Annotated in this window: 12 protein-coding genes; 6 read left to right on the top strand and 6 right to left on the bottom strand. The window is 55.6% G+C overall.

Annotation, left to right across the window (positions count from 1 at the left end; all coding sequences use genetic code 11):
- Positions 1-15: 15 nt before the first annotated feature.
- From pnp to B9Z44_RS11170, 6 genes are all read right to left on the bottom strand, one after another.
- A complete protein-coding gene (gene pnp, locus B9Z44_RS11195; RefSeq protein ID WP_108402477.1) occupies positions 16-2,148 on the bottom strand; it encodes a polyribonucleotide nucleotidyltransferase in 2,133 nt (710 codons plus the stop codon).
- A 196-nt stretch (positions 2,149-2,344) separates the two neighbouring features.
- Positions 2,345-2,608, bottom strand: coding sequence for a 30S ribosomal protein S15 (gene rpsO / locus B9Z44_RS11190; RefSeq protein WP_104799150.1), 264 nt, complete (start codon positions 2,606-2,608; stop codon positions 2,345-2,347).
- A gap of 127 nt (positions 2,609-2,735) precedes the next feature.
- Positions 2,736-3,776, bottom strand: a complete 1,041-nt coding sequence (gene tsaD / locus B9Z44_RS11185) for a tRNA (adenosine(37)-N6)-threonylcarbamoyltransferase complex transferase subunit TsaD (RefSeq protein ID WP_108359123.1) — start codon at positions 3,774-3,776, stop codon at positions 2,736-2,738.
- Between the two features lie 47 nt (positions 3,777-3,823).
- Positions 3,824-5,803: a tellurite resistance TerB family protein gene (locus B9Z44_RS11180; protein WP_108402476.1), complete on the bottom strand. Its 1,980-nt coding sequence runs from the start codon at positions 5,801-5,803 to the stop codon at positions 3,824-3,826.
- A 98-nt stretch (positions 5,804-5,901) separates the two neighbouring features.
- Positions 5,902-7,287 carry a sensor histidine kinase gene (locus B9Z44_RS11175; protein ID WP_108402475.1) on the bottom strand — a complete coding sequence of 462 codons (1,386 nt, stop codon included), beginning with the start codon at positions 7,285-7,287 and terminating at the stop codon, positions 5,902-5,904.
- 3 nt (positions 7,288-7,290) lie between these two features.
- On the bottom strand, positions 7,291-7,971 hold the full coding sequence (locus B9Z44_RS11170; protein WP_108402902.1) for a response regulator transcription factor: 681 nt from the start codon (positions 7,969-7,971) through the stop codon (positions 7,291-7,293).
- A gap of 170 nt (positions 7,972-8,141) precedes the next feature.
- Here B9Z44_RS11170 and B9Z44_RS11165 point away from each other — a divergent pair, with 170 nt between their 5' ends.
- The 6 genes from B9Z44_RS11165 (at position 8,142) to B9Z44_RS11140 (ending at position 12,346) form a co-directional block, all read left to right on the top strand.
- Complete coding sequence (locus tag B9Z44_RS11165) at positions 8,142-8,438, top strand: hypothetical protein (protein WP_108402474.1); 297 nt, start codon at positions 8,142-8,144, stop codon at positions 8,436-8,438.
- Positions 8,439-8,509: 71 nt separating this feature from the next.
- Positions 8,510-9,412 (top strand): DNA-binding protein YbiB, encoded by a 903-nt coding sequence (ybiB, locus tag B9Z44_RS11160; protein WP_108402473.1) that lies wholly within the window; start codon positions 8,510-8,512, stop codon positions 9,410-9,412.
- Between the two features lie 2 nt (positions 9,413-9,414).
- Entirely contained in the window at positions 9,415-10,197 is a 783-nt protein-coding gene (gene cobA, locus B9Z44_RS11155; RefSeq protein WP_108402472.1) for a uroporphyrinogen-III C-methyltransferase, read from the top strand.
- Between the two features lie 21 nt (positions 10,198-10,218).
- Positions 10,219-11,469 carry a BaiN/RdsA family NAD(P)/FAD-dependent oxidoreductase gene (locus B9Z44_RS11150; protein ID WP_108402471.1) on the top strand — a complete coding sequence of 417 codons (1,251 nt, stop codon included), beginning with the start codon at positions 10,219-10,221 and terminating at the stop codon, positions 11,467-11,469.
- 135 nt (positions 11,470-11,604) lie between these two features.
- A complete protein-coding gene (gene rpsU, locus B9Z44_RS11145; RefSeq protein ID WP_006296472.1) occupies positions 11,605-11,817 on the top strand; it encodes a 30S ribosomal protein S21 in 213 nt (70 codons plus the stop codon).
- An 82-nt stretch (positions 11,818-11,899) separates the two neighbouring features.
- Positions 11,900-12,346, top strand: a complete 447-nt coding sequence (locus B9Z44_RS11140) for a GatB/YqeY domain-containing protein (protein WP_108359130.1) — start codon at positions 11,900-11,902, stop codon at positions 12,344-12,346.
- Positions 12,347-12,448 lie beyond the last annotated feature (102 nt).

Genomic DNA, 12,448 nt, shown 5'->3' with positions numbered 1-12,448 from the left:
CCTCTCAAACCTGAATTAGGCTTGTGGGGCTGCGTCGTGCGCGTGGTCAGCTTGTGGGCGGTCGATCAAAGCTTTCATCGACAACTTCACGCGACCTTTTTCGTCCGTCTCGAGCACTTTGACGCGCACGATTTGACCTTCGCTGAGGTAGTCGGTGACTTTCTCAACGCGTTCGTGGGCGATTTGGCTGATGTGCAACAAACCGTCTTTGCCTGGCAACAAGTTGACCAAGGCACCGAAGTCCAACAACTTGGTGATGGGGCCTTCATAGACTTTGCCGATTTCGACTTCAGCCGTGATCTCTTCGATGCGACGCTTCGCTTCTTCAGCCTTAGCGCCGTCAGTCGCAGCGATGGTGATGGTGCCGTCTTCTTCGATGTTGATTTGTGTGCCGGTTTCTTCGGTCAACGCACGGATGGTGGCGCCGCCTTTACCGATCACGTCACGGATCTTCTCGGGGTTGATCTTCATGGTGAACAACTTAGGTGCAAAGTCAGACACTTCGGTCTTGGCTTCGCCCATGGCGGCTTGCATCTTGTCCAAGATATGCATGCGCGCTTCTTTGGCTTGAGCCAATGCGACTTGCATGATTTCCTTGGTGATACCTTGGATCTTGATGTCCATTTGCAAAGCGGTAATACCGTTGGTGGTACCGGCCACTTTGAAGTCCATATCGCCCAAGTGATCTTCGTCACCCAAGATGTCGGTCAACACAGCAAAGCGGTTACCGTCTTTGATCAAGCCCATGGCAATACCGGCCACGTGTGCTTTCATAGGCACGCCAGCGTCCATCATGGACAAGCAGCCACCGCAGACCGAAGCCATCGATGAAGAGCCGTTGGATTCCGTGATTTCAGACACCACGCGCATGGTGTATGGGAACTCTTCTTTGGTTGGCAACACAGCCACCAAAGCACGCTTGGCCAAACGGCCGTGGCCGATTTCGCGGCGTTTTGTAGAACCCATGCGGCCCACTTCGCCAGTGGCGAACGGAGGCATGTTGTAGTGCATCATGAAGCGGTCTTCGTACTCACCAGCCAAGGCGTCGATGCGTTGTGCGTCGCGCTCGGTACCCAAAGTAGTGACCACCAAAGCTTGGGTTTCGCCGCGTGTGAACAAAGCAGAACCGTGGGTGCGTGGCAACACACTGTTGCGAATTTCGATAGGACGCACAGTGCGTGTATCGCGACCGTCGATGCGGGGCTCGCCTGCCAAGATTTGGCTGCGAACGATGTGCGCTTCGATGTCGAACAACATGTTTTCGACTTTGACCGAATCAAACTCAACGCCATCGGCCTTCAAACCCGCCATCACAGCGCCGTAAGCTTCACGGCAAGCGTGCGTACGTGATTGCTTGTTGCGAATTTGGTAGGCAGCGCGCAGCTTGTCTTCGGCTTGGGCTTTGACCTTGGCGATCAGTGGCTCGTCCTTGACAGGTGCAGACCAATCCCAAGCTGGCTTGCCAGCGTCGCGCACCAATTCATGGATGGCGTTGATCGCGATGTTGCCTTGCTCGTGACCGAACACCACAGCACCCAACATGATTTCTTCTGACAACTGTTGGGCTTCAGATTCCACCATCAACACAGCCGCTTCGGTACCAGCGACCACGAGGTCCATCTGGCTGTCTTTGCGTTGTGTTTGGCCTGGGTTCAAGACGTATTCGCCATTGATGTAACCCACGCGAGCGGCACCGATAGGGCCGTTGAAAGGAATGCCTGAAATACTCAAAGCAGCAGACACAGCGATCAAAGCAGCGATGTCAGCATCGACTTCTGGGTTCAATGACACAGTGTGAATCACCACGTGCACGTCGTTGTAGAAACCTTCTGGGAACAAAGGACGGATGGGGCGGTCGATCAGACGGCTGGTCAATGTCTCGTGTTCGCTGGGCTTGGCTTCGCGCTTGAAGAAGCTGCCAGGGATCTTGCCTGCAGCGTAGGTTTTCTCGATGTAGTCAACGGTCAAGGGGAAGAAGTCTTGGCCAGCTTTGGCGATCTTCGAACCCACGACGGTGGCGAGCACCACGGTGTCGTCCATGTTGACGAGCACAGCGCCGCCAGCTTGGCGAGCCACTTCGCCGGTTTCCATGGTGACCGTGTGTTGGCCCCATTGGAATGTCTTGGTAACTTTGTTGAAAATTGACATGTGTTTTTCCTAATGAAATTTGGCAGGCCCCGGTGCAGCACACGATGCCATTCCAGAAAAGGGGGTGCTTTTTTGGAATGACACAGCTTTCGAATCTGCGCCTCGTTGTCTTGCCGGTGATGAAGAAGTGTGTTTAAAAGTGCAAAACGCCTGAGCTTGTTGAAAACTCAGGCGTTTGTCGTTAGAAATTTAACGATTACTTGCGCAGGCCAAGCTTGGCGATCAGAGCAGCGTAACGGTCAAAGTTTTTCGACTTGAGGTAGTCGAGCAATTTACGACGACGGCTCACCATGCGCAACAAACCGCGACGACCGTGGTGGTCTTTGGCGTGTTGTTTGAAGTGAGGTGTGAGTTCGTTGATACGAGCAGTCAACAAAGCCACTTGGACTTCGGGACTACCTGTATCGCCGGCGGCGCGTGCGTTGTCTTTAACGACTTCAGCAATTTTTGCTGTCAACATGGTTTTTTCCTTAAATATTTGACTTGCGTTGCACCGTGGAAGTTGGTGCAACGTGCTTTGCTTACCCCAAAAGGTAAAGCCCGCAGAGTATAGCAGGCGCAGCCGTCTTGGGCTTGGGCGCAGCGAATTAGGCCAATTCCGCCAGCGGCCAGCGGGGTTTGACGTCAAAGCTGTAGCGAGGCTGAGCTTGCGCCATGCCGCCCTCGCCGCTTTGCAGCCGCATGGCCGCCGCCATGGCGATCATGGCGCCGTTGTCGGTGCACAAGTGCAGCTCGGGGTAATGCACCCGCACACTTTGGCGCTTGCAAGCCGCATTGAGCTGCTCGCGCAAATGCCGGTTAGCGCCAACACCGCCCGCCACCACCAAGCGCTTCAGGCCGGTTTCGCGCAAGGCCGTGAGCGATTTTTTCAACAAAACTTCGACAATGGCGGCCTCGGTAGACGCCGCCAAATCGGCTTTTCGGACTTCCAAGTCACCACCCAGCTTTTTGGCCTGGGTCATCACCGCGGTTTTCAGGCCTGCGAACGAAAAATCTAGATTGCCGCTGTGCAGCAAGGGGCGCGGCAGCTTGAAAGCCGCAGGGTCACCCTGCTCGGCCAATTTCGAGAGCGCCGGGCCACCGGGATAGCCCAAGCCCATCAGCTTGGCTGACTTGTCAAAAGCCTCACCTGCGGCGTCATCAATGGTTTCGCCTAGCAATTCGTAGCGGCCAACGCCGTCCACGCGCATGAGCTGCGTATGGCCACCAGACACCAACAAGGCCACGAATGGAAACTCGGGCGGGTCTTCACTCAAAAACGGTGACAGCAAATGGCCCTCTAAGTGATGCACACCCAAGACGGGCTTGTTCAAGGCGGCACCTAAAGCGCAGGCCACGCCCGCCCCCACCAGCAACGCACCCGCCAAGCCAGGGCCACGGGTGTAAGCCACCACATCCACATCTTGCAACGTACGTTGGGCCTCGGCCATGACCTCGCGTGCCAGCGGAATCACGCGGCGAATGTGGTCTCGGCTGGCTAGTTCAGGTACCACGCCGCCATAGGCCACATGCATGGCCACTTGGCTGTAAAGGGCGTGCGACAACAGTGTGGGCAAAGCCTGCCCGTCTGAACGGACCAGCGCCACACCTGTTTCGTCGCAAGAGGATTCGATACCGAGGATCAACATAGGCCGTGAGTTTATGCGGTCAGCGCTGCACCGTGCCCCGCATCACCTCACCGAGCCATCGCCTGCGCCTCTCCCTGTGCAGAAGACAACTCAGACTCCAGCACGTGGCGACGCTCGTTTGCCCCAGGCACCAAGGTGGGCATCATGATCAAAGGCCCCGTAGCCGAACGCCCCAGCGCTGTTCGCATGTCAATCGGTGCGGCAAAGGCAACGGCAAAAGCAGCCACGGCCAGCTGAACATAAGCAAAGCCTCGCCCGCGGTACAAACCCAAGCCCGCCTGCCCGAATCGATGCTCTTTCGTGGCGGCGCTTCTGCGATTGGTACGCGCAGCCGACGGGTCTTTTTGCGGCAAAGGTGGCGCGGCTTTGGCTACCGAACCTGCAGGGACCACAGCAGCGTCTTGAGACGCTAACGCCGGCGCTCCCGCAGCCTCGGACTCGGGCACAGACAGGACTGCAGATGATGTGTCCACCAACGCCCCCCCAAGCCCCATCCTGGCGAACGACTCATCCACCAATTGGCGATTGAGATCTGACGCATCATGTTCGATTGGCACAAATGCATTCGTGAACTTCTGAGTCCGCCCGATCTGTAAAAACTGGGAATGGGCCACTTCAAAGCGGTCAAGCCTGTGATTGACCTCCTCCGCCACCACTTGAATGTTTTGCGCACGAACTTCAGGCGAAATGGCTTCTCGGTGCGTGCCATCCGCATCAACATCTATCGCTTGCAGATTGACGCCAGTGCCATCACTGCCAATCAACTGGTGGTTTGCGATGGAGACTGCACCGTCGATGGTTTGTCGATTGGCTTCAGATGCGGACGCCTCTACTTTTTGTAAATTGTCAGCGGGGTCACTCTCCCCCGCGCGTTGACGGTTCGCTGCACTGTCCCCGTCACCGATTTTTTGCAGATTCAAACCGTCCGTCGCGTTCTGCCCGACTTTGACCACATTGCCTTGGTTTTCAAAATCATCCGACACACTTTGGATGTTGTCATCCATGGTGCGCGCGATGAACTGGCTCATCTCTGTATTGGCTGCCGAGCCAACCCACACGCCCTGGTTGGCCGCCTCTGCCAATTCATTTTTGAATAAGACGCCATCCGCATCATCCACACCAGTGACGCGTTCATGGGTTACACGATTCTTGAATGCGCTGGTGTCAAAGGGTTTGAAATTCTTAGTTTCCAGAACTTGCAAATAGCGTGCAAACGTTTTTTCTGTATAACCAAATGCGGTCAGCATATTCAAGAAGAGCTTGTCTTCCAAATTCGCGACCTCACCATCCGACAGCATCGAGTCGCAAACGTTGGTCAGAATATAAATTTTTTGCTCAGGCTTCAACATAGCCGCAGCTTCGTCCAAGAACTGCTTCAACTTCACGGAACGCACGTATTTGAGGGCCACGTTTTGCAAGCCATCGAACTCACCAATGGCCGCCTCTAATTGCCCTACCTCTTGAGCCCCAATCGAGCCATCGGAGGTCAGCATATAAAGCAGCGCAATCGCCAAAGCGAAGTGAGGTGTCATTGGCCGCCGATCGTCCTTCACCCCAGCGTATCGACCTAAAACCGATTTGTCGTTTTTGAGTTCTAGTATTTTGAAATACGACTCAAACTGCGACTCGTGTACACCAAAGGCCTTGGTCATCTGCGCAAAGAGTGCCAGCTCTGCGCGGTCCGCGTGTCCATCAGCCAGCAATGCGTCGCAGACGTTGGTCAGGATGCACCACTTGTCTTTGACGCTCAACATTTCAGAGGCGGTGGCAAAAAACTGCTCGACAGGAACGGACTGCACATAGCGCAAGGCATAGCTGAGTACCGCCTTGTCTCCGCCAAGCACCGCCTGAAGCTGGCTGCTCTCTTGCGCCTCCAGCTCCCCATCAGAAGCCATCATGTAGAGCAAGCCGCATGCGAGTGCCAGGTAAGGCGTCAAAAAAATCTGCTCGCCACCGTCAAGCGCAGCCACCTCAGCATCACTTTTGAGCGTTTCTAAAAGATCAGATTTGAGGTTTGCGACGGCCATACGCCACGGTAATCACCCTGGTAAACTTCTGGGTGACAACTCCGTCATAGGCCCGCCAGATGACGCCTTGGTCATCAAACTAGCGCCGGCGTGATGCGCTATAAAGGAGCAGACAAAGTCGCTACGACCGTTTGCTTATCAGTTGCCGTCAAGGACAAGGTGGCTTTGTGCAGCTTGGCAATTTCTAAGCAAATACTCAAACCCAAGCCCAAGCCATCAATTTGACGCGTATGAGACGCATCACCTCGGTAGAAGCGATCAAACGCCCGATCACTTAGATCATCGGGAATCCCTGCAGCGGGGTTCTCAACCATCAGCTGAAAACGCCCTTGTGACTGCGTCAGGCTGAAATGAACCCATCCAGGCACTCGGTTGTAGTTCACGGCATTGGCGTACAAGTTTTGCACCAACTGGCGTATCAAGGTTTTGTCGCAACGCCAAATCACACCCGGCGTAATAGCACCTGTGATTTTCAAACTTGATTGAAACGAATGCGCATCCTTGATCAACTGTTCGAGCAACTCACTCAAATTCACATCGGTCAAGTCTTGCTTCAAGCTGTTGGCATCTGCACGCGAAAGCAGCAAGAGTTTTTCGGTAATTTCAATCAAGCGCTCGACTTCATCGCTCATGCTTCGCATGCGAATTTGGGCATCTGAACCCATGGGCAAATCGTGAATCAAACGCTCCACATTGCCTCTCAAAATGGTGAGGGGCGTGCGCAACTCGTGCGAGGCATCAGCCGCAAACCGACGCGCTTTGGTGAAGCTGTCATTCAAACGAATTCGTAAGTCATCAAACACTTGCACCAATTTTTCAAACTCTTTGAAAGGTGCCTGCAAAGCGATTGACTGGTCAAGGGTGCTCGCCGTCAGCTTTGACATGTTGTTTTGAATCAAGGTGATCGGACGCATCATCACACGGGTCAAGTAAAGCGTGAGCAACAAGAGCATGCCCAGCATCGCGGGCAAAACGTAGATGGTGTTGCGATCGCGCAGCGCCCACACGCGCTGCATCAGCGCATCAATTTGATTCCCCTCCAGCCAAACCTCAGGTCCTTGCACCCGATTCTTAAATCGAACGGCATACCAATCCTGCCCCCCCACCCAACCATGGGACAGCACCAAATCGCCATGACTCGACACGGCCGTACTTTGCCAAAAATCATCATTTGCCAACAGCGATTGACACGCAGGCATGACACCTGACTTGGCGGCACTTTTAGCTCTGTCACACAAGACATAAAAGTCTGAAGCATTGCTAAACAAGCTACCCTTTTCAATCGCCTTGAAACAGTTCACAAACGCACCATGGTTTTCAAAATGGTCTGCGCAAGTGGTCAATGCAACGCCCATTTCTTGATGGATGCGCGTCTGCAACTGGTCGGTTAAAAAATACTGCGCAATGACACGGTTTGCCCAGATCACCACGACGGTGATCAAAACTACGTGCAGGAACAAACGCGCCTTGAATGATCTTTTCATGCCTTATGCCTCGACCCGCAATCGGTAACCCACGCCACGCACAGACTCAATCGGAGACGTATGCCCACCGCTGCCTCGCTCAAGCTTTCGCTTGATGCGGCGCACGCACACATCGACCACATTGGTTTCTGGGTCAAAGTTGATTTCCCAGACATGTTTGAGAATTTGTTGTCGCGAAAAAATATGCCCCGGTGAGCGCATCAAAAACGCCAGCAAACTGAACTCACGCTGGCTCAGCACTGCGGTCACGCCAAACCATTGCACCTTGTGGCTGACCACATCCAGCGTCAAATGGCTGACTGAAATTTGCTGCACTTGCTCGGGCATCTTGCGCTGCATCACTGCCTTGATACGCGCTACCAGCTCCTCAACGAAGAACGGCTTGGGCAAATAATCATCGGCGCCCATCTCAAACCCCATCAAACGGTCCGGCAAATCGACTTTGGCGCTCAAAATAATCACAGGCGTTGCGTGCCCCGCTTCTCTCACTTGATGAAGCACATCAAAACCGTTGAGCTTGGGCAACATCACATCCAAGATCACTAAATCATGTGCGCCGGCAAGCACAGCCGCCAAGCCTCGCTCACCATCATCCATGTGCGTCACCTCATAGCCAGCAGCTGACAAACCTTTGATAACGAACTCGGCAATCTTCGCCTCGTCTTCAATCAGCAAAACTTTCAAATCAACCATCCTTTGTTTTTGTATTGATTTCATTTTGAATGGATAAGTTCAATTTCAAAGAAAGCCCCAAATGACATCTCCGTCATCAATTGGGGGATGACCGGCATGTCACTAATCTAACGCGTCCGTGGGCCGATAGTTCAGGTGTAAACGCTGAAAAAGAACCGCCTATGTCACACCTGTCACTGCTCCCAACCGCACTGGCGCATCTGGATGACGCCGTGATCAACGGCCCACCATCGCTTCCAAGCGCGGCCCCAACTGTGCAGCCGCCCGCCACTGCCGTTCGCTCGCCCAGCACGGTCGCGCTGTCGTTTGCCTTTGACAGTGTGCATAAAACCCTCAATGTCGTCGTGACCGATGAACGCTCTGGTGAAGTTTTGCGAAAAATCGAATACAACCAAATTCCGCATGATGTGCACCGCCCAGACAAACTCAGCGGGCTCTTGCTCAACCAGTTCGCTTGACCCGCGCGTGGTCGCCCCACATGAATTGACCATATAGCCATAAGTTATCAAGCCTGCGAGACAATCGCAGTATGAGTATCAGTCACTACATCAAAGACATCGGACGCGGCAGAGATGGTGCTCGCGCGCTTGACCGAGCACAAGCCACAGATTTGATGGGCCAAATCCTCGACGGCAACGTGAGCGATTTAGAGCTGGGCGCCTTCTGCATCGCCATGCGCATCAAAGGTGAAACGGCTGAAGAAATGGCTGGTTTTTTAGATGCCACACATGCCCGCTTGCAGCACATCAGCGCATCCAGTCCTGTCGTGGTGCTGCCCAGCTACAACGGCGCACGCAAGCTGCCAGTGCTGACGGCCTTGCTGGCACACCTGTTGGTACGTGAGGGCTTGGCCGTCGTCATGCACGGCACAGCCACAGAATCCAGCCGCATCACCAGCCAAGAGGTGTTGAGTGCCATGGGCGTGACCGCCTTAGACCAAGCGTGCGCGGTGCAAGCTGGCGAAGTGGTGTTCGCCCCCACCGAGGTACTTTGCCCGGGGTTGAAGCGCTTGCTGGATGTACGCCGCGTGGTGGGCCTGCGCAACCCAGCACACAGCTTAGTAAAGCTGATGAACCCCACCACAGAAGCGAACGCCTTGCTGGTCAGCAGCTACACCCACCCTGAATACGCCATCTCCATGGCCGCCACGTTTGAACTCACCGGCGCACGCGCCCTGCTGCTGCGCGGCACCGAGGGCGAAGTGGTGGCCGATGCACGCCGCACCCCGCAAATGGCCGCGTTTGTGCGCGGCACGCGCACACCTTTGGTCGAGGCACAAGCAGGTTCGCTCATCAAACTGCCAGAGCTGCCCACCGACATCGACGCCGCCAGCACCGCGCGCTACACACAGGCTGTGCTCAAAGGCGAATTGCCCGTGCCCGCGCCATTGGCTGCGCAAGTTCAAGCGGTGCTGAAAGCCTTGAGCCTTTGACCATGACACACACACATCAACCCCAGGTGACTTTGGTCGGTGCAGGACCGGGCGACCCTGAGCTGCTGACGCTCAAAGCCGTCAAGGCCATTGCCTCGGCCACCGTGTTGTTGGTAGACGATTTGGTCAGCGACGCCATCACCGCACATGCCTCGACAACCGCACGCATCATTTATGTAGGCAAGCGCGGGGGTTGCAAATCCACCCCACAAGCCTTCATTGAAAAGCTCATGGCGCAAGAAGCGCTGGCTGGCGAAACCGTGGTGCGCCTCAAGGGTGGCGACCCCTTCATCTTTGGCCGTGGTGGCGAAGAGGTGGAACACCTACAAGCACAAGGCATTGCCGTGACCGTCATCAATGGCATCACCTCTGGCTTGGCGGGCGTGACCTCGTTGGGCATCCCCCTCACCCACCGCGAACACGCGCATGGCGTGCTGTTCATCACTGGCCACGCCAAACAAGGCGCAGCCGATAGCGTGGACTGGGTCGCATTGGGCCAAACCGCGCAACAAGCCAAACTCACTTTGGTGATTTACATGGGCGTGAGCGGCGCAGCGCAGTTGCAAGCGGCTCTGCTACAAAGCATGCGTGCTGACACACCCGTGGCCGTGATTCACCAAGTGAGCTTGCCTACACAGCGCCATGTGGTGTGTGAGTTGCAGCTGTTACATGACACCATCGTCCGTGAAGAATTGGCCAGCCCATCTGTGATCGTGATTGGTGATGTGTTCAAGGGGTTGTTGGCGATGGAAGGCGGGGCTGAACTGCAAGCCTCTGCGGGCTAAGTCCCCCACTAAACTCCCTGCATGAAATCGTTTGACGTTGTGATTGTGGGCGCCGGTGCTGCCGGTTTGTTTTGTGCAGGCGTGGCCGCACAACAAGGGTTGCAGGTGCTGGTGCTGGACCACAGTGAAAAGGTGGCCGAAAAAATTCGTATCTCTGGCGGTGGTCGCAGCAACTTCACCAACCGCGAGCTGGACGTGCGCGCACCGCACAAACACTTCTTGGGCGACAACCCGCAGTTCTGCCGCAGCGCCCTGTCGCGTTACACGCCGCAAAACTTTGTGGCGCTCATGCAAAAGCACCACATCCCGTTTCACGAAAAGCACAAAGGCCAGCTGTTTTGCGACCGCTCGGCGGAAGACCTGATTCAAATGCTCTTGGCCGAATGCAACGGGTCAGCCAGCGGCGGCAGCGTCACGCGCTGGCAGCCCTGCAGCCTCAAAGACATTCGCTACTCGGATGCCGTCCCCGAAGCGCAACGCTACGAGGTCGATACGGGCCAAGGCACAGTACACGCCGGGGCTGTGGTGGTGGCCACCGGCGGCTTGTCCATCCCCAAAATTGGCGCGACCGACATTGGCTACCGATTGGCCAAGCAATTCAACCTGCGCGTGGTCGAACCCCGACCAGGTCTCGTACCCCTCACCTTTGACGACAAAGCTTGGGCACCCTATGCCCAACTCTCGGGCCTCTCGCTGCCGGTGCGTATTGAAACCGGCACCAAGAAAACCCTGCAAGGCTTTGACGAAGATTTGCTCTTCACCCACCGAGGCTTGTCCGGCCCAGGCGTGCTGCAAATCTCCAGCTATTGGCAAGTAGGCACTGACATACGCATCAACCTCGCTCCTGAGGTCGACCTGCAAGAAGCGTTGATGGCAGCCAAACAGCACTCTAAAAAACTCATCGCCAACGAACTCAACGCTTGGGTGCCCTCTCGCTTGGCTGATACGTGGGCCAGCCAAGACCCCGCGTGGCAGCGCCCCGTGATTGAGGCCAGCGACAAAGCCCTGAACCTCTTGGCCCAGCGCCTGAGCGCTTGGCCCCTCACCCCCACGGGGACCGAGGGCTACAAAAAGGCCGAGGTCACTGTGGGCGGCGTCGATACCCGCGATTTGTCGCAACAAACCATGGAATCCAAGCAACCGGGCCTGTATTTCATTGGCGAAGTGGTGGACATCACGGGTTGGCTGGGCGGCTACAACTTCCAATGGGCATGGTCTAGCGGACATGCCTGCGCAAAAGCCTTGGGTACGCGCTTAAAACCGGCTGTTTAGTCGCTATAATTTTCGTCTTTGCTGGCAAATCCCCAACGGCCTGATCAACTTAATGTTGGGGAACACCGCAGGCACGGCGCTCAGGCACGATCTTCCTAGGCACCCTCTGACTGCAAATAATTGGAAATTTTGGTAATGACCACCATCCGTGTAAAAGAAAACGAACCGTTTGACGTCGCTCTGCGTCGCTTCAAGCGCACCATTGAAAAATTGGGTCTGTTGACCGACTTGCGCGCTCGCGAGTTCTACGAGAAGCCAACCGCTGAACGTAAACGCAAAAAAGCAGCAGCCGTGAAACGTAACTACAAGCGCATCCGCAGCATGCAGTTGCCCAAGAAGCTGTACTAAGCAGCCTCTGCCCCAAAAAAGCTCGCTAGGGACGCCTCAGCGGGCTTTTTTTTCGATTGACTTCTCTCCCTAGGAATGCACCATGAGCCTCAAAGCACAAATCACCGAAGACATGAAAACCGCCATGCGCGCCAAAGACAGCGTGCGCTTGGGCACCATCCGCTTGCTGCAAGCCGCGATGAAGCAAAAAGAAGTCGACGAGCGCGTGGAGCTGGACGACGCCATGGTGATTGCCATCGTGGACAAGCTCATCAAGCAACGCAAAGACTCAGTGGCCGCTTATGTGTCAGCCCAGCGCCAAGACTTGGCTGACATCGAAAGCGCCGAAATGAAAGTGCTAGAGGTGTACTTGCCTCAGCGATTGAGCGCCGACGAAATCACAGCTGCCGTGAAGGCCATCGTGGCTGAAGTGGGTGCTGCAGGCCCTGGCGACATGGGCAAGGTCATGGGTGCTGTGAAGGCGCAGTTGGCGGGCAAGGCTGACATGGGGCTGGTGTCTGCTGCTGTGAAGTCGGCATTGGCGGGCTAAGGTTTGGCTTCCCTTCGCTGACTGTTGCGACTGAGGGGGAGGAACTCCCCTGCTCTTACTGTTGACGGGGCTAGGGCAGTTACGCCACACCGCATTCGCGCC

It is taken from the genome of Limnohabitans curvus, assembly GCF_003063475.1.
GTDB lineage: Bacteria > Pseudomonadota > Gammaproteobacteria > Burkholderiales > Burkholderiaceae_C > Limnohabitans > Limnohabitans curvus.
Note: the sequence above shows the minus strand (reverse complement) of the source record. Positions and strands in the feature narration are given on the sequence as shown.